The 20,120-nt window shown below is 51.2% G+C and carries 7 protein-coding genes; 4 read left to right on the top strand and 3 right to left on the bottom strand.

What is annotated here, in order from left to right; translation table 11 throughout:
- Positions 1-192 precede the first annotated feature (192 nt).
- The 3 genes from ACO08I_RS08180 to ACO08I_RS08170 all read left to right on the top strand — a co-directional run bounded on the left by ACO08I_RS08180 (position 193) and on the right by ACO08I_RS08170 (position 10,791).
- The gene (locus tag ACO08I_RS08180) at positions 193-7,563 is read left to right on the top strand and encodes an HYR domain-containing protein (RefSeq protein WP_421949034.1); all 7,371 of its coding nucleotides are present in this window, start codon (positions 193-195) and stop codon (positions 7,561-7,563) included.
- A gap of 242 nt (positions 7,564-7,805) precedes the next feature.
- Positions 7,806-9,734, top strand: a complete 1,929-nt coding sequence (locus ACO08I_RS08175) for a tetratricopeptide repeat protein (protein ID WP_421949033.1) — start codon at positions 7,806-7,808, stop codon at positions 9,732-9,734.
- 1 nt (position 9,735) lies between these two features.
- Positions 9,736-10,791, top strand: coding sequence for a synaptic vesicle VAT-1 family membrane protein (locus ACO08I_RS08170; protein ID WP_421949032.1), 1,056 nt, complete (start codon positions 9,736-9,738; stop codon positions 10,789-10,791).
- 2 nt (positions 10,792-10,793) lie between these two features.
- On the opposite strand, the gene ACO08I_RS08165 is transcribed toward ACO08I_RS08170, so the two are convergent.
- The 3 genes from ACO08I_RS08165 to ACO08I_RS08155 all read right to left on the bottom strand — a co-directional run bounded on the left by ACO08I_RS08165 (position 10,794) and on the right by ACO08I_RS08155 (position 15,786).
- The gene (locus ACO08I_RS08165; RefSeq protein WP_421949031.1) at positions 10,794-11,657 is read right to left on the bottom strand and encodes a calcium-binding protein; all 864 of its coding nucleotides are present in this window, start codon (positions 11,655-11,657) and stop codon (positions 10,794-10,796) included.
- A 466-nt stretch (positions 11,658-12,123) separates the two neighbouring features.
- A complete protein-coding gene (gene carB, locus ACO08I_RS08160) occupies positions 12,124-14,943 on the bottom strand; it encodes a carbamoyl-phosphate synthase large subunit (protein ID WP_044229930.1) in 2,820 nt (939 codons plus the stop codon).
- A 135-nt stretch (positions 14,944-15,078) separates the two neighbouring features.
- Complete coding sequence (locus ACO08I_RS08155; RefSeq protein WP_044229928.1) at positions 15,079-15,786, bottom strand: hypothetical protein; 708 nt, start codon at positions 15,784-15,786, stop codon at positions 15,079-15,081.
- 625 nt (positions 15,787-16,411) lie between these two features.
- Between ACO08I_RS08155 and ACO08I_RS08150 the strand changes: the two genes are divergently transcribed.
- Positions 16,412-20,119 (top strand): carboxypeptidase regulatory-like domain-containing protein, encoded by a 3,708-nt coding sequence (locus tag ACO08I_RS08150; RefSeq protein ID WP_421949030.1) that lies wholly within the window; start codon positions 16,412-16,414, stop codon positions 20,117-20,119.
- The last annotated feature ends 1 nt before the right edge of the window (position 20,120 follow it).

Below are 20,120 nucleotides of genomic sequence, written 5' to 3'. Positions count from 1 at the left end.
TTGTTTGCTTTGCTTGTTATATAGTATTGAACAGCTGGAATTACCCGATATTCACTAGTCCGGACAAAAGCGTCAGGATTACCGACGACCTAAAATTTGTCTCTACTCCTTAATATGCCTGGAGTCAGAGTCTCGATATTTTATTTAACGACCTTTTTTTAACCTAATTTTTTTTAAACAAATCGTGATCTTATGGAAAAAACGAAGTTTACTTTCGTTTCTCCGTCGCGGCTGGCAGGCGCATTTGCGTTCGCGCTGTTGACTTTCCTGGGCCTTCCACAGGCTTTTGCACAGGATTGTCCAACACCATCGAACGTAGACGTGAGCTACAACTGTGATGGAGTCGTTGTACTGGACTGGGACATTACGGACCCAAGCGGCCTGGTACAATCTTACACCGTTGACATCGAGAATGGCAACCAGCCGGTTGTCGACTTTGTCAACATGACTTCCACTGAGCTGACTATTGTTGCAGGTACCCTGACACCAGGCACGACCTACAACTACGCAATTACTGCGAACTGTGCAGCTTCTAATGTTTCATCTGCAACTGGCCAAATCGATGGCGCGGACATTCAGGACCGCCAGCCAACGATTTCTATCACCAACGTGAACAACCCAGTTTGCCCGGGCGACGAGTTCTCCGGCAGCTTTGATGTTACGGTGAATGATGGTTGTGGCGCTTCCTACAATATTTCTGTAGGCGGGACCACTTTCTTCAACGTGCCAGCGGGCAATACCATAACCTTCGGTGGGCTGAACGCCGCAGTAGGTGGTACAGTCTACACGGTGAACCTCTCCTTGGCTTCAGCAGGCGGCTGCCAGTTTAACACAGACCAGACGGGCTGTGTTTCTTCTGTTTCAGCAACTCAGACGCTGACGCCATCCGACAGCCAGGCACCAGGTATAGACGTGACTGCAGCCGGTGGTGTTGACCTGGGCTCAGGCGCGACGCTTACGTACACTCCGCCAGAGGGCGAGTGCGGCGTACAGCTGCTTTGGTCTGTGTTCCCATTCGACAACTGCGGTGGGCCATCTGATATTGACTTCACAGCGAGTGTGACCAATAACAACCTTGGCGTATTCCCAACAGCTTCAGTAACTCAGGATGCAGTAGACGCGGCTTACGCTGTGAATATCTTCGCTGCAGTAGGCACGAACGTTGTTACGCTTAGCGCAACCGATGAGAATGGCAACAACACGACCCTGACTTTCACTATCGAAGTACTGGATGTGCGTATCCCTGAGATTTACGGCCCTGGCGACATGCAGGTTCAAATCCCGGCTTGCCAGGATGAAGGCGTGCCTGTAAACTGGACAGTATCTACAGTTGATGACTGTGATGTGCAGCCAGCACTGACTCAGACAGCTGGCCCATCTTCCGGCAGCACGCTGACAGCAGGTACTTACACGGTATCTTACACTTCTACTGACGATACAGGCAATACTGCTTCCTACAGCTTCGATATCGAAGTGACGCAGGCAGCAAGCCCGGCTCCAATCGTAGACGTATCAGGCAATGGCCAGTTCAACGTACCAGCTTGTGAGGACAACGCAGAGGTTGTGTTCTCTGGCAACGTATATGACTGTGACCTGACAGTATTCAACTTCAATCCTGCGGACCTGACCGTTAGTGGTGCAGATGTAGCGATCAGCTACTTCCTGCCACAGGAAGACTATGTATATTTCGAGGCTACCGGCAACCTTGAGCCAGGTGATTACCTCATCGCAGTAAGCTACCAGGGCGTAACTGTAGACCACGCGGTTTCTGTTATCCAGGATGCGAACCAGCCTGCAACGGTCACGATGCCCGGCAACCTTGCATTCCTTGAGCCACTGTGTGCTGACGGAGCAGACCTGAGCTTCCAGGTACAGATCACAGACGACTGTGATGCAGACCTTAGCGGTGCTACCTTCACACTGAACGGCGGTGCTGCACCTGCAGTTGACGCAGCCGCTTCTGATGAGGCAAATGGCCTTTACGTATGGAACCTGGCTGGTATCCCAGCGGGCTCTTACACACTCGTAGGTACTTACACTGACGGCGCAGGCGCGACTTCAGAAGGCACTGCTACCTTCACGGTAACAGACCAGCCTGACAACTCTGCTCCGATCATCATCTACCCATCTCAGAACATCAATATCGCACTGGACCCATGCCTTGTAGATGCAGTAGCTTCTCAGACTTTCCAGGTGACTGCGATCGACAACTGCGATGGCGACCTTGACCCAACCGTAACGGTTTCTGCAGGAACAGGTTCTGTTACTGCAGTACCAGGCGGCTATGTATTCATGGGCGGCCCTGGCACGCATACCATTACGATTACAGCGACTGATGCAGCTGGCAACAGCCGCACGGAGTCCTTCTCTATCAATGTAACTCAGGCGCCTGCACCACAGGAGAACCTGGCTTGCAACGATGACATCAACGTTACGCTTGACGACAACTGCTCACGCGTAATCACTGCGGATATGGTACTGGAAGGCAACTTCGGCTGCTTCGAGGAGTCTGACTTTGCGGTCAACATCGTAAACGACGACAACCCTGCGAACGGCAATATCCTGGACGGCCACGGCCAGTTCATCTATGAAATTGACTTTGCAACAACTGCTCAGCCTGTGGTTGGCTTTACTGGTGATTTTGCACCGGGTAACTGGAGCATCCTTCAGCAGAATAATGGTTCTGTATCCTTTGCTGCTAATGGCGCTTCTGTTGACTTTGACGGCCCTGATGGAATTAGCTGTTTCGGAACGGGTGCCGAGGCATCTATTGCCATTGCAATGCCTAATGATGGAAATGTCACTTTTGACTACGATTACACTAGCCTCGATCTATTCGGTTCTGGCTGGGATGCGTTCATCGCACTCGTTGATGCTAATGGCAATGTAACAGTCTTAGTAAATACGATCAACAGTGTTAATGCAGCGGGTACTGTAAACGTAGACGTTGCAGCTGGTGACGTACTGGCTATTGGAGTTGCATCTGTAGATTGTACCTTAGGCCCAGGCGTTGCAACAGTCGACAACTTCGTCTTCTCTCCATTGACACCAGACGTAGCAGGCTTCGAGCCATGCTGGGGCTACATCACTGGCGAGGACAAGACAGCACCAGTTATCGAGTGCCCGGACGACACAGACGTAGCGACTGTCAGTGTGCCTGTACAAACGATCGACGGCGAGCTGACAGCGTCTGACCCACAGATCGAGCTGGCGGACTACTCTTGCTTCCTCGATTACCTGTTCAACATCTTCGGCCCTATAACCACGCCACTGGCGGGCCCACAGTACTACGACCTGATCGAATTCCAGGTTAGTGAAGAGGATGTATATACAATTTACCTGACTGCGCCAGCCGGCTGGAACGGCGGAGCAGCGACAGCGGTATTCCAGGGCGGCTTCAACCCTGACAGCCCATGTGAGAATATCCTCACGGCGTCAACAGCGGACCTGAACAGCGCGAACCTCGGCCCTGTGGGCGGCGGTATCAACCCGACAATCCGTATGACGCTGCCACTGCGCCCATACGAGACTTACACTGTACTGGTATCTTCAGTAGATGCGGAGCAGGTAGGCCCTTACACGCACACGATCTTCAGCGACGGCAACGGCCTTGTAGGCTCATGGAACTTCACGCAGACGACACTGCCAGACTGGACGACCCAGTTTGACACGACGTTCTCTGCCCTGCCATCGACTACCGAGCAGCTGGTACTGCCATTGTTCTGCAATGACTTCGACCAGATCTACGGCGGCGACGCAGGTTCTGTAGCACAGGAGACCGCATTCATCAGCGGCACTTACCAGTGGGTAGGCTCGCCAAGTGCGACGGACAACTGCGACAACAACGTAGGCATCACAGCGACGGACAGCTTCACAGCTTCCGGCGACTGCGGCGACGTAGTAATCACGCGCTCCTTCACGGCTACTGACGACCAGGGCCTGACAGACGAGTGCCAGCAGCAGATCACTTTCCGCAAGCCAACGCTTGCTGACGTGACGAACCCGCCGATCACGGTAGTGGTAGAGTGCGACGAAGACTACCCAGCGCTGGCGAACGGCAACCCGGCTCCAGAGCTGACCGGCTATCCGTTCATCTTCACAGCGTTCGGCATCTTTGACATTGCTCCGAATTACTGCAACATCGGCGCTTCTTACGACGACCTGCCAACAGTAGACGAGTGCGAAGGCCGCTTCAAGTTCCGCCGTGAGTGGACCGTATTTGACTGGTGCGACCCAGGCAGCACAGTGATCATCGACCAGCTGATCAAAGTTGGCGACTACACTGCTCCTACGGTAACCTGCCCTTCAGGCACACCAATTGCTTACTCTACAAGCCCATTCTCTTGCGGTGCGTCTTTCGAGGTGCCAATGCCAGGCGTGAGCGACAACTGCTCTAACGTAACGGTATACACCGAGATCGTGACGACAACAGAGGAAGAGGTGATCAACCAGTACGGCCTGCCAACCGGACAGTTTGTGATCGACACCGTAGTGGTGCGCACAATCCAGCCTGGCGCGAACCGTTTTGTATCCTCTATCCCATTCGGCGACCACTTCTTCCGCTATGTAGCAGAAGACGACTGTGGCAATGAGACGGAGCTGTACTGCCCATTCTCTGTGATCGACCAGATCGAGCCAGTGGCAGTATGCGACGACCAGCTGAACGTAAGCATCGGCGGCGGCAACATCGTGCCTGGCCAGCCAGCGCTTGCACGGGTGTTCGCATCTGACGTGGACGAAGGCTCATGGGACAACTGCGGTGATGTATCTATCGCGATCTTCCGCAACAACTTCAACCCGATCACTTACACTTGCGGCACGCAGAACAGCGTAACCGGCGATTTCGTCGACTTCTTCTGCTGTGACGTAGGCGTTACATCTGATATCACACTGGTTGTGACCGACCAGTATGGCAACCAGAACTCCTGCTGGCTGAGCGTTACGCCAGAGGACAAGATCAACCCATTCTGTGATGCGCCAGACAACGTAGTTGTGGATTGCGACGATCTGCCATACGGCTTCGACGCATCTGACGCAGGCCAGCTGGAAGACCTGTTCGGCATGGCGACGGGCGCAGACAACTGCGGCGTAGCATCTGTACAGCAGGTAGCATCGAACGCTGACCTGGAGTGCGGCTACGGCTCCATCACTCGTATCTTCCGCGTCACTGACGTGAACGGCCTGAGCAGCACGAACAGCTGTGTGCAGGTGATCACGATCAATGAGGTGCACAACTACGAGATCTACTTCCCTGAAGATGCTGAGGCGAACTGCGGCACGCCAACGCCAGACACCGTTGAGTACAACGAGCTTGGCTGCGACCTGCTTGCAGTAACAAGCAACGACGAGCAGTTCTCTGCATCCGGCGACGAGTGCTACAAGATCTTCCGTACGTGGAAGGTGATCAACTGGTGCCAGTATGACGGCGAGAGCGACCCTTACATCGTAGGCCGCGACGAGGACTGCAACGGAACGCCAGGCGATGGCGACCGTATTGCGAACAACGGCAACGGCTTCTGGCTGCTTGCACGCCCGAACGGCAAGATCTACTTCGACCAGGACACAGACGAGACACCTGACAACAACGTACCAGGCATCAACTTCTGTGGCGTATCGAACGACTACTACAGCTTCGAGTATGACGAGACTGGCTACTACCAGTACACTCAGATCATCAAGGTATACGACGACACCGCTCCTGAGATCAGCTTCACGCAGGCAGACGCATTCTGCTCACTGGACAACGTGAACTGTGATGCGAACGTGACTTATCCGTTCAGCATCGATGAGGACTGTACGCCAGACGACCTGACGATCAAGGTGTTCCTTGACCCATTCCTGAGCGGCGACCTTGTACAGCTGACAGGCGTGGTATCTGGTTCTTACCCAGACTACACGATCACAGTGAACGACCTGCCAATCGGCAGCCACGCGTTCGAAGTGCACGTACTGGACGGCTGTGGCAACTCTGACCTTGCCATCCTGCCATTCGACATCATCGACTGCAAGGCGCCAGCGCCAATTTGCATCAACGGCATTGCGATCGAGCTGATGCCAGTAGACGAGGACGGCGACAACCTGCCGGACCCGGGTGCAGGCATGGCTGAGATCTGGGCGAGCGACTTCATCGCTTCTCCGATCACTGATTGCTCTGAGCCGATCAAGTACTCTATCAACCGTGCAGGCGAGCCTAACGACCCTGACCAGACCGGCCTTGTGCTGACTTGTGACGACGAAGGCACGCTGGTGATCGAGATCTGGGCGTACGACGCAGCTGGCAACAGCGACTTCTGCGAGACTTACATCCTGGTACAGGACAACATGGGCGTATGCGGTGCAGCAGCACCAATGGCAGCCGGTGCAGTCAATACCGAGGACAACGAGCCGGTAGAAGATGTACAGGTCAGCCTTTCCGGCCAGGCTTCTACAGCGATGACGACTCAGAACGATGGCGCTTACGTATTCACGAACCTGACAGCAGGCCTTGACTACACGATCACGCCACAGCGCGACGGCGACTACCTCAACGGTGTGTCTACGTTCGACCTGGTACTGATCAGCAAGCACATCCTGGGCGTTGGCCCGCTGAGCACGCCATACCAGCGTATCGCAGCGGACGTTAACAACTCTGGCTCTATCACAACTCTGGACCTGATCCAGCTGCGCAAGCTGATCCTGTCTATCGATACAGAGTTCGCTAACAACACCAGCTGGCGCTTTGTGGAGACGGCTTACGTCTTCCCAGACCCATCTAACCCATGGGCAGAGCAGTTCCCTGAAGTGATCAACATCAACGACCTGCCTGCGACAAGCATCATGGATGCGGACTTCGTAGCCGTGAAGATTGGTGATGTGAACGGTGATGCGGCAGCAAACAGCTTTGCAGTAGTTGACGAGCGCAGCTACGAAGGCACTTTTGCACTGCAGACAGACGAGCAGGAGCTGAAGGCGGGCAATGAGTACCGCGTAAGCTTCACAGCTGCTGAGCTGGCACGCATCGAGGGCTACCAGGCGACGCTGACGCTGAGCAACGGCGTAGAGCTGGTAGACATCGTAAGCGGTGTAGCTACTGAAGACAACTTCGGCCTGGCTTACCTGGGCGAAGGCATGATCACGACAAGCTGGAACGGCGAAGCATCTGATGCAGAGCTGTTCACACTGGTATTGCGCGCAAACAGCGACGTGATGCTGAGCGAAGTACTGGGCGTAAGCTCAGCAGTTACGAAGGCAGAAGCTTACGGCAAAGACGGCAGCTTCCAGGACGTAGCGATCGAGTTCAGCACCGGTACTGTAGCGGGCGCAGGCTTCGAGCTGTACCAGAACCAGCCGAACCCATTCAAGGGCGAGACTGTGATCGGCTTCAACCTGCCAGAGGCAGCACAGGTGACGATCACCATCAGCGACGTAACCGGCAAGGTACTGAAACTGTACCGCCAGGATGGCTCTAAAGGCTACAACCACATCACGGTTAAGTCTTCTGAGCTGGCGGCGACAGGCGTAGTATCTTACACTGTTGAAACTGGTGACTACACAGCAACGAAGAAGATGGTAATCATCAAGTAACCATCTCTTTGAGATATAGCCCGGCGGGCGCTGCTTAGGCGGCGCCCGCAGTGGGCAGACCGGGAGGCCGGGCATCCGAAAGGGCGCCCGGCCTTTCTGGTTTTAGAAGATACTATGTCAGTATCTCTAAGAATGGCTTTTCTATGTTTAGGCTTAAAGCTGACAACTTGGCTGGTAGTGAAGATCGCCGGATATTTTTTAGTTTACCTACCTTTACAATCCTGTAAATTATTTAGACCGGCATGATAAAACGCTTGATATATCTCTTTTTTGGCGCGCTGGCGTTGGCTATGGTCTTTTGTACACGTGATTTGCCTGATAGGGCCGCCCAATCTGATACCTATAAAAACCTGGCACCGGGCGTCGCATACGTAGGGATGCAAACCTGTAAATCCTGCCATTCCAATGTGCATTCGACCTTTATCCATACTGGTATGGGGCGTTCTTTTGACCGGGCAACCCTGGAAAAAACGGATGCTAAGTTTGGGCCGCATGCTGTAGTCTATGATGAAGCTTCTGATCTATACTATCAACCTTTTTTTAGGGATAGTCAGATGTATGTGCTTGAGTACCGGCTGGAAGGTTTAGATACCGTTCATCAGCGGCTGGAACAAATCGATTACATCGTAGGCTCCGGGCAGCATACGAATTCTCATATGGTCGATTTCAACGGTTACCTGTACCAGGCGCCTGTCACTTACTATACCCAGGATGAGAGGTGGGATATGGCACCAGGGTTTAGAGGCGACAACATACGGTTTAGCCGGCTATTATCAGCAGAATGTATTACCTGTCATAATCATCTGCCGGAACAGGTGCCCGGTTCTATGAACAAATATGTAAATATGCCAACGGGCATAGAGTGCGAACGCTGTCATGGCCCGGGTGAAATTCATGTAAAAGAAAAACTGGCAGGGGAAATCATAGATACCTCAAAGTTTACAGACTACTCCATTGTCAACCCCCGGGATCTTTCGCGTGACCTTCAAATGGACCTTTGCCAACGCTGTCATTTGCAGGGGATAGCTGTTTTGCAGGATGGCAAGTCATTCTACGATTTTAAGCCGGGAATGCGGCTTGAGGAGGTTTTTAATGTATTCCTGCCGCGGTATACTGATTCTCATGAGAAATTCATCATGGCTTCTCAGGCAGACCGCCTGCGCCTGAGCGCTTGTTATTTGAATTCAGAAATGACCTGTATTACTTGCCATAATCCGCACAAGAGCATCGAAGTTACAGGTAAGGGGCAATACAATAATGCTTGTAAAAGTTGTCATGATGGGCCGGAGGAATCGGCTTGTGCCTTCCCCTTAGCTGAACGGTTGTCGCAGGGCAATGATTGCTCAGGCTGCCATATGCCCCGCTCCGGCAGTATTGACATACCTCATGTCAACATTACGGATCATTACATCAGCAAAGAGACTGCTAAAAGCTCAAAAAAGGAACAATCAGCTACTCAGGAAGGAACATTCCTTGGGCTGGAGATTCTGACCAAAGAGACCGGAACTGCCCTGGAAATGGCAAAGGGTTATCTTGCAATGTACGACAAGTACGTACAGTCTTCAATGGTGCTGGATTCTGCGTGGGCGTACCTGCAACGCTCAGAGGCTTTGGAGACAGAACAATTTCCGGTGGAGGTACATTACTTTTTTGCCAGAGAAGATTATTCAAATGTTTTGAGGCGAAGTACTGGCAAAATGCCTGCTGATGTGAAGGATGCCTGGACCGCTTACCGGATTGGCGAGGCTTTCTATCAGTCCGGGGAATTTCAAAAGGCTGCGAACTTCTACCGCCGGGCGGATAAATTACTGCCTTTCCATCTTGATTTTAAAGAGAAACTGGGAGCGGCGCTGGTGCAGCTACGGCAATTACCGGAAGCGGAGGAAGTCTTAGGATGGGTGATCGGAGAGAACCCCAAACGCCCAAGAGCACTTTCTAACTTTGGCTTTGCGAGAGTGCTGCAGGGGCATACCAAAGAAGCAGAAGAATATTACGACAGAGCTATTGCGCTAGACCCGGACTACATTCAGGCTTTGCTCAATAAAGCAGCGGTACGGTTACTAAATAAAGACTACAAAACCGTAAAGGAAATTCTGAACCGTGTCCTCCGCCTTGACCCGGAACATCCACAGGCAATAGCTATTTTACAACAATTAAACCAACTTCAATAGTATGGGTGGGCCCATTCCGCGCAAAGCGTATCGCATTCAGGCTAAAAAGGGGCGATGGAGTACCGGTAGCCTGAACAACCTTAAATTAGAGGAGGAAACACTGCCACCTCCTGCCGCGGGTGAAGTGCAGGTAGCCGTCCGTGCAATCGGGCTGAACTTTGCAGATATCTTCGCTATTTGGGGGCTGTATGGAGCAACGCCAACAGGGGCCTTCGTGCCAGGCCTGGAATATGCCGGAACGATAATCGCTACAGGGCCAGGAGTAAAAAATATACGCTCAGGTGACCGAATAATGGGGGTAACCCGCTTTGGTGCCTATGCTTCTCATCTTAATATCGATGCCCGCTATGTGATTCCGATGCCTGACTCCTGGACTTTTGCAGAGGGAAGTGCTTACCTGGTGCAAGTTTTGACGGCTTACTACGGACTGAAGCAACTTGGGGCTATTCAAAAAGGGCAAAACGTATTGATACACAGTGCAGCAGGAGGTGTAGGGCTTTGGGCTAACCGCATTGCTAAACAATATGAAGCCTACACAATAGGTACAGTTGGCAGCCCCCATAAACTGCAAGTACTGGAGCGGGAGGGATATGATCATGGAATCGTGCGCCGGCAGTCTTTCCGGCAGGATCTCGAGGGCGCACTTGGTGATAAGGAGCTGCATCTGATTATGGAATGCATAGGCGGGAAAATCTTCAGTATAGGCTATGATGTGCTGGCACCACAGGGTAGAATGATTGTTTACGGGTCAGCGCGCTACGCATCTGTGGGCAACCGGCCGAATTATTTGCGCCTGTTGTACCACTTTCTTACCCGGCCTAAGCTTGATCCTCAGAAAATGCCTGAGCACAACAAAAGTATTATGGGCTTCAACCTCATATGGCTGTACGAGAGAGCAGCATTGATGCATCAGCTGCTCGATGAACTGAAAAGCCTGGATTTGGGGCGCCCAATCGTAGGGGAGCGGTTTGCTTTTGAGGATTTGCATGGCGCTATCCTGCGTTTTCAGTCCGGTCAGACGGTGGGAAAACTCGTTGTGGAGCTACAAGAAGCCTGATTTTATACCAGCGAAAAGTCAGCCCAGTAGCGGTAGTCGCTTAGTGGAGTCTGTATAGGGTCATCTTCATTGAGTGGCAACAATTCACTGAGAGGGTAGGAGCGTATGGCACGCCCTTTCTGAACGGAACCAATCAGCCCTGATTTTCCCTTAGGGTCAATCCCCTCGATACCAACGATCTGTACGTTGGTGCCTGGGGCAATCTCATCCATGAGCAGCCCCTCAACTTCTGCCGGGATCGGATACTTCACCTCATGCTGGAAATGGTAAAGCCAATTGCCCAGATCGTCATCGTTGTTATCCCTGGTGAGAATCCGGAACATCCGTTTGGCCTGCGCATCTTTTCTGATATTTCCCCAGAAATAAGAATGGTAGGCTAACCTCTGCCGGTTCAGGGCTTCTGTTTCCGTATCTCTGGGAGATGCTGCTATTAGAGCTTCTTCCGGTATTTCAAAAAGGAACGGGTTGTCTCCATCTGCTAGCTCCACTATTTCTTTGAGATACTTTTCCGGTAGTTTATCTATGGTTTTGCTGTCCAGGCTAATGACGAAAAAGTTTGAATTACCATTTGTGATTCCGGTTTCTACTCTTCCACACCAACCCTTGGCAGTAAGGTTGGGCACTTCAAAACTTTGCGGATCAAGGTCAATGTTGATGCTAACGACACTTCCATGCTTAAACTTCGGATTGGTGATTTCCTGCCACATGGGATCAATGGAAAACTCAAATGCATCCGGGTCGAAACCATACTCTTCATCTTCCCAGTTGGTATTTTGAAGGTCTCGCAGGTGGAAATCAGGATGGAGGTCAGGGAGGGCCTGCCGGTTGTCATTAAAATGTGAAATAGATAATGGACTGTTGCTCATGAATGGATCACTTCAAATGATAAAAGACCATAACTATACTGACGATTAAGTGGTTTGCTATAGCAAACCTACTCAATGTCAGCATTTTCGCTGGGAAGTGGCTTGCGCCTGTCCTGACAAGCTACGCTTCGTCACGGGCCGATGTCGCAAATCCAAGATCCCAGACGATGAATGTCTGGATCAACGACCCGACATTTATCGTTCCCCGTGCTGGCCGTCAGCGCCAGTAGGTGACCACTTCGTATTGCGTATAACCTGAAAAAGCACAGGCTTAAACAGCTAGCGTGCAATCAAAGTTTTTTAGGATTGAATGACAACTAATCAATAAACTCAGGTAGGCAATAGCGACTGTTCTTTTTATTAGCTATTCTACAAACAACAGGACATTGCCGATAGTTTGCCCCATCAAAAAAGCCCCTGGCATTTTCTTTGCCAGGGGCTTATGAAGCAGTTCCTGAATGATATCTTATCGGGTCAGATACATATACCGCTGTTTGTCAAGCTCCCGGAAGAAGGGGTCCGAGAGGTCTTTGATGAAGCGGATGCCTTCACCGGTCGATTTCATTTCCGGCCCGAGGTTTTTGTCCACATTCGGGAATTTGTTGAAAGAGAACACCGGCACCTTAATTGCAAAGCCGCCCGGACGGGGCTTGATGTCAAAGTCTTTCAGCTTATGCGTGCCCATCATTACTTTGGTTGCGATTTTGAGGTAAGGCACCTGATAGGCTTTGGCAATGAACGGTGTTGTTCTTGATGCCCGTGGGTTGGCTTCAATCACATAGACATTATCGTCTTTGATGGCGAACTGAATGTTAATCAGGCCACGGATATCGAGTGCCTTAGCTAGTTTCTCTGCGTATTCCACCATTTTACTGACGGCTTCTACAGAGAGGCTGTAGGTGGGAAGGACGGCTGAGCTGTCGCCGGAGTGGATGCCCGCAGGCTCGATATGCTCCATGATACCCATGATGTGCACCTCGTCGCCATCGCAGATGGCATCAATTTCTGCCTCTTTGGCCCGGTCCAGGAATTGGTCGATCAGGACACGGTTGTCCGGAAGGTGCTTGAAAATGCTCAGGACATGCCGCTCCAGTTCTTCATCATTGATGACGATCCGCATTCGTTGCCCACCGAGCACATAAGATGGGCGGACGAGTGCCGGGTAACCTGTTTTGCGTGCAGTTTGCAAGGCCTCATCAGCGTCGTTGGCAACGCCGTATTCAGGATATGGAATTTCGAGCTCCTTGAGCAAGTCGGAGAAGGCTCCCCTGTCTTCAGCCAGGTCCATATTCGGGAAGGAAGTACCAATGATATTATATCCTTTCTGATGGAGGGTTTCCGCCAGTTTCAGCGCAGTTTGGCCACCGAGCTGCACGATAACACCCTCTGGTTTTTCCAGTTCCAGGATTTCCTCCAGATGTTCCCAGAAAACCGGCTCAAAGTATAGCTTGTCCGCCATATCAAAGTCCGTAGAGACTGTTTCCGGGTTACAGTTAATCATAATGGCTTCGTACCCGGCTTCCTTGACGGCCATCAGACCGTGAACACAGCAGTAATCAAACTCAATGCCCTGCCCGATACGGTTAGGGCCAGAGCCAAGGACCACGATCTTTTTCTTGTCGGAAGAGGGGATACTTTCGTTCTCCTTATCGAAGGTAGAGTAGAAGTAGGGCGTTTGCGCTTCAAACTCAGCAGCACAGGTGTCCACCATCTTGTAGGTGCGGCGGATGCCCAGTTTTTTGCGGTAGTTACTGACCTCTTCATCCTCAATGCGCAGCAGCCAGGCAATTTGAGCGTCAGAATACCCAACCTCTTTGAGTTGGCGCAGGAAATCTTCTGGGATGTCCTCTGCCACGTTGTAGCGCATCAGTTGCTGCTCCATTTTGACCAGCCGCTTAATCTGTTTGATAAACCAGGGATCAATGCGGGTGAGTTTGTGGATGGTTTTTTCCGGTACGCCGAGGCGCAGTGCATCTTTAAGCCGGAAGATGCGGTCTTCACTTGGCTTCTCCAGGCGCTCCAGTATATCCGCTGTACGTATCCATTCCTTTTTGTCGGCACCCAGGCCCATGCGGTTATTTTCGAGGGACTGGCAGGCTTTTTGTAAAGCCTCCAGGAAGTTACGCCCTATGGACATGACCTCACCCACCGACTTCATCTGCAGGCCCAGCTCGTGGTCAGCCCCCTGGAATTTATCGAAGTTCCAGCGCGGCATTTTCACAATTACGTAGTCGAGCGTTGGCTCGAAGTAGGCAGAAGTGGTTTTGGTAATCTGATTTTTGAGCTCATCCAGGGTATAGCCAATGGCGAGCTTGGCAGCAATCTTTGCAATGGGGTAGCCAGTGGCCTTACTGGCCAGGGCAGAAGAGCGGCTTACCCGCGGATTGATTTCGATCACGATCAGCTCTTCCGTCTCCGGGTTGATAGAAAACTGGATATTGCATCCTCCTGCAAAGTTGCCCAGGGATCGCATCGCCTGAATGGCTTCGTCCCGCATTTGCTGATAGGCAGTATCGGAAAGGGTCATTGCCGGAGCCACCGTAATACTGTCACCCGTATGTACGCCCATAGGGTCGAGGTTTTCCACTGTACAGATGATCACCACATTATCATTGGCGTCCCTGAGCAATTCCAGCTCATATTCTTTCCAGCCCAGCACTGCTTTTTCGACCAGTACTTCATGTGTGGGAGACATACTCAGTCCCCGGCGCAGGGCAGCATCAAACTGATCAGCACTATGCACGAAGCCTCCACCGGACCCACCAAGCGTGTAAGAGGGGCGGATGACGAGCGGATAGCCGATCTGCTGAGCAGCTTCCTTACCTTCCAGAAAAGAGTTGGCGATTTTGGAAGGCGCTACGCTTAGTCCGATGTCGATCATGTGCTTTCGGAACGCTTCGCGGTTTTCTGTAAGTTCAATAGCCTCAAGATCAACGCCAATCAGGCGGGTGTTGTATTTTTCCCAAACGCCCTGTTCACCAGCTTCGATGGCCAGATTAAGGGCTGTTTGCCCGCCCATCGTTGGGAGTACTGCATCAATCTTGCGCTCTTCGAGTACCTGTACGATACTTTCAACGGTAAGCGGCAAGAGGTAGATGTGATCAGCAGTAACGGGGTCTGTCATGATGGTTGCCGGGTTATCGTTGATCAGGCTGACCTCAACCCCTTCTTCCCGCAGAGAGCGGGAGGCTTGAGAACCAGAATAGTCAAACTCACAGGCTTGCCCAATCACAATAGGCCCGCTTCCTATGATCAGGACGGATTGGATAGATTGATCTTTTGGCATTACGAGTATTTTAGACCGCCAACCGGTGCGAAGGAAGGAGTTACCGGTAAGGGGCAATTACAAATTGCATGCAAAGATATAATAGTTCATGGTTCCGGAACGAACGCAAACCCATGAATTTTTGATGGGGCAGGGCTATTCTGTGACTTCGAAGGACTGTTCTGCGGTGTAATACTCAATTTCGGCAGTGGCTTTTGCCCCTTGCAGGTCGAGTTGTTGTTGCTGCTTTTTGACCAGGTAAACCCGGTGCGGCCCGGGTTGAAGTTTCCTCAGCCGGATGCCTGCGATAGGAAAAGTATCCCGCACAGAGGGGTTGGTCAGGGTAATAGTGGTCGCTTTATTATTGGCATCGCTAAACAACAGTACGATGCTCTCGCCTTCGTCGATTTTTTCGTCTTTGATATAAAGTGTCATGCCTTCTGAAAGGCTTGCAATGCCCCCAACTACGCTGAATGTTTCGATCGGACTAAGAGATAGCACGGCTTCCCGTGGTTGTCCATCAGCTGCCTGAAACCCGAAACGGTGGTCTTTTGCAAAAGGCGCGCGGGTGTCTAGAGTGTAACGTACCTGTTGGTCGGGCAGTGGGCGTGCATCTAAAGGGCGGCCCTGATAGGTAACTCCTCCGGGCATTTCAACCGGTTGAGCAGTGGAGATACTATCGCCTTCGCGGAAAGCAGCCGTGACTTTGAGCTGCCCCTGCGGAGCGATGTATCTGACAAAAAGGCTTGCGTAGGTGGTAGGCCCGGGCTGTTCGGGCTTCTCTTCTGCCTGACAGCTGCTAATTGAAAGCCCGATTAGCAAAAGCAATGAAAATTGTAGGTAAGTCAGGTGTGTTTGTCCCATCTTAAATTGGTTTAAATTGATCGTAAATTTAATTCCTTATTTGGGAATTTTGAAGGGAATACTACGTGGCAAACTATCGGATGGGCTATATCAGGGAATTTGGGCAGGTCAGTGCATACGCAAAGGCGGTGCAGGAAGGGAGCCGTTGTTTGTGCTAATTGCCGACATATTCTCTTTGTTGGTCAGGGTTTATTGATTTCAAAATCCTGATTGGTAGGGGTAAAGGTTTCGTCCCTTTGGGCTGAGCAGGTAATATCATCACAAGTAGGCTAGAGGATAAATTCCTTGTCAGCCAGAGGACTAAAATATCATTCTTTGGAATTAACAAGGAAGCGTTATATTTGCGCGGTCCGTTTAGCTAAAGCCTCATTATCCAATAGAACGGGAAAGCAGGTTTTTTTAAATCAGAAACCTGACTTATGCACAAATGTGATTGGTGAAGAACACAGATTATTTCCTACTTTTGGAAATGAGCAGGTGACCTCCCTCTCACAAATCCCAAAAGCATCAAGCAGGAAACAAAGCGATAAATCCTGATAATCATCAGGTTAGAAAGAGAGCGAACATTAATTTACACAGCTAGGGAAACCCATTGGTTTGTCGAAATTTTAAAACAGGAAATTTTATGGTACGTAATTTACTCGTGTTATTCGTACTCCTCCTTTCGGGAGCGACTGTCTTCGGGCAGACTTCGCTTCAGGGAGAGGTGGTAGACGATACCGGGGAGCCGATCATTTTCGGCTCGGTAGCACTCTACAAAAACGGAGTACTCATTACTGGTACTGAGACCGATTTTGATGGTAATTATTCCTTCAATGAAATCGATCCCGGTACTTATGATGTTGAAGCCAGCTATGTTGGCTACAATAAGCAGCGTGTGGAAGACGTGAAAGTCTTCGCTGGTAAAGCCAACCGCCTTGACATCACGATGACCTCCGATGCGGTCAATCTTGATGAGGTCGTTGTAACTTCCTACAAAGTGCCGCTCGTGGAGCAGGACAATACCACGCAGGGAGCAACCATTACCAGTGATCAAATCAAGAACCTCCCTACCCGTAACATCAATGCTCTTGCAGCAACCACGGCTGGCCTTGCCAGTGCCGATGAAGGAGATGCGATTGCCGTTCGGGGGTCCCGGAGTAACGCAACCGACTACTATGTAGACGGTATTCGTGTGCAGGGTAACCTGATCCCGGAATCGGAAATTGAACAGCTGCAGGTGATCACCGGTGGTATCGAAGCCCAGTACGGTGATGTTACCGGTGGTATCATTTCGATTACAACCAAAGGCCCGTCCAATCAATTTTCCGGTGGTGTTGAAGTGGAGACTTCTCAGTTTACAGATGCATTTGATCAGAGACTTGTAGGATTCAACCTCTCCGGTCCGATTATAAAGAAGCGGAACGAAGATGGTACAAAAGGAGAGTCTATTTTGGGCTTCCGCCTTGCAGGCCGTTTGACAGATCAGCTGGATGATGACCCGCCCGCAACGCCTATTTTCAGAGTGAAAGATGAGGTGCTAGCAGAACTGCAGGCCAATCCGGTTATCCAAGTTGGAGGTAACAGTTTGGTTGCTGCTGACTTCCTCACTAACGAGGACGTGGATATCCTGGATTTTCAGCCCAATGAGCAGTATACTCGTTATGACCTTACCGGTAAACTGGATGCCCGTTTGAGCGATGCAATCGATATTACGATTACAGCTCAGGCATATGATCAGGCCAATCAGTTCACGCCAGGTGAAGGCTCTCAAACCGGGACAAACTGGCGCCTGCTCAACCTGCAGAATAACCCAACGGATAATGAGCAGAACTACCGTGGTAACTTCCGCTTCCGCCACCGTTTGGGCGGTGCTGTTTCCGGAGAAGATGGCGGTGGTTCTCTGATTCAGAACGCAAGCTATACTTTACAGTTCGGTTATGAAAAGAACCTTCAGGACCTTGAAGACCCACGTCATGGCGATAACCTGTTTAACTATGGTTATATTGGACAGTTTGAGCAGGAATGGCGCCCTACCTGGGACATTCAGCCCGATGACTCGTTGGGCGTGGTAGCCATTCATACGGACTACCTTCAGGTACTGACCGACTATACACCGGGTGATGTAAATCCGGTTCTGGCCAACTACAACAACGTTTTCCAGGATGGTGATGCCTTTGAGATACCACCTACCCTGCAGGCCTTCAATACTTTCAATGGGGTAACGAACTCCGTCTTTAGCAGTTCATGGAACTTCCACACTAATGTGGGAACGGTATACAACCTGAACCGTAAGCGCGATCGGGATACCTACACTTTCCAGGCGCGTACTTCCTTTGACTTAGTACCGGGTGGTTCTGACAAAGGCCGCCACAACATTCAGCTGGGTGTCTGGTACGAGGAGCGGATCAACCGCGAATGGTCTATCAACCCACGTTCTCTGTGGCTGCTTTCCCGTCAGCTGGCAAACAGCCATATTCAGGGTATTCCATTTGGAGAAGACAACCGTCCACTTAGTGATACATTGGACGTGGTACCTGTATTTGATCCACAGACAGGTGCTCCGATTATCAATCCATTTACCGGTGAGCAGTTCATGGGCGCTATCCATGATGTTGTGATTACACCGGGGGACGAAGCTCAGTTCTATGAGCGTGTTCGTAATGTAACCGGTGACGGCCTTAAGGACTTCGTGAATATAGATGCCCTTTCTCCTGATCAGCTGAGCCTGGATATGTTCTCAGCCCGGGAGTTGAACGACTTTGTTGTTGGTGGCTCGCCTATCCTGAGTTACTTTGGTTACGATTACCTTGGTAATACCTTTAATGGTTCATTCGAGGATTTCTTTACCACGCGTGACCCTTCGACAGGGCTGCGTACCTTCCCGGTAGCGCCTTTCCGCCCGATTTACGGTGCAGCCTACATTCAGGATAAGTTCACCTTTAAGGACATCATTTTCCGTTTAGGTGTACGGGTTGACCGATACGATGCGAATACAAGTGTACTTAAGGATAACTTCTCTCTTTATGAGATCCTTGGTGCAGAGGACTACCACACTCAGTTTGGTGGGGAGCGTCCCGGAGGTATTGGTGACGACTTTAAGGTATACGTGGATGAGTCAGGCGAAAACGTACAGGCTTACCGTGATGGCGAAAACTGGTTCCGTCCTAATGGTAACCCGGTAAACAACCCTGCCCTCATTTTCCAGGGTGGCACTGTCAACCCGATCTACGCAAGTGAGCGTGCCCGAGAGGATGTTGACTACATCAAGAAGGAGGACTTCAACCCGGATGCATCCTTTGAGGATTACGAAGTACAGGTTAATGTGATGCCGCGTCTGGCTTTCTCTTTCCCGATTTCTGATGAGGCGAACTTCTTCGCTCACTATGATATCCTTGTTCAGCGCCCGCCATCAAACTCGATCGCATCTCCGCTGGACTTTTTCTACTTCTTTGACCGGCCCAACCTGGACCGGAACAACCCGAACCTTCGTCCGGAGCGTACTATTGACTACGAGGTAGGTTTCCAGCAGAAGCTGTCTAACTCCTCTGCTTTGAAGATCGCTGCCTACTACAAGGAGATGCGCGATATGATTCAGCTGCGTACCTTCTTCCCGGTTCCGATTATTGGTCGTTACACGACTTTTGACAACCTGGATTTTGGTACAGTTAAAGGCTTCTCACTTGCTTATGACCTGCGTCGTACAGGTAATGTATCTCTGAACCTGAACTATACGCTTCAGTTTGCTGACGGTACAGGGTCAAACGCAGAATCACAGCGTAACGTAGCCAACCGTGGTGTACTTCGTACGCTGTTCCCACTTAACTTTGACGAGCGTCACCGCATCGTTGCCGTACTGGATTACCGCTACGGATCAGGGAAGCAGTACAACGGGCCACGTCTGTTTGGTTCAGACATCCTTGCCAACGCAGGTCTCAACCTGCAGGCAACAGCCGTATCTGGTCGTCCATTCACTGCCACGAGCCTGCCTCAGGAGTTGGGCGGTGCTGGTGTGATTGGCTCACTGAACGGTGCACGCCTGCCCTGGAATTATGTACTTAACGCACGGATTGACAAGAACTTCAACATCGGGAAGAATATGGGGCTCAACATTTACTGTCGGGTTTCCAACCTTCTTGACCGCCGCAACGTGATCAATGTTTATTCTGCGACTGGTTCTCCGGAAGATGATGGCTACCTGGCTTCACCTTTCGGACAGAGCCAAATCCAGAGTATTGATGCTTCTCAGCGGGACGTACAGGCCTTCCTGGCGTCTTATCAGTGGCGGATGTTGAACCCTAACTTTTTCAGCCTTCCACGGCGGATTTACCTGGGTGCAATCTTTGATTTCTAAT

The organism is Phaeodactylibacter xiamenensis (genome assembly GCF_965229835.1).
GTDB lineage: Bacteria > Bacteroidota > Bacteroidia > Chitinophagales > Saprospiraceae > Phaeodactylibacter > Phaeodactylibacter xiamenensis.
This window is presented reverse-complemented; position numbering and strand designations above follow the sequence as displayed.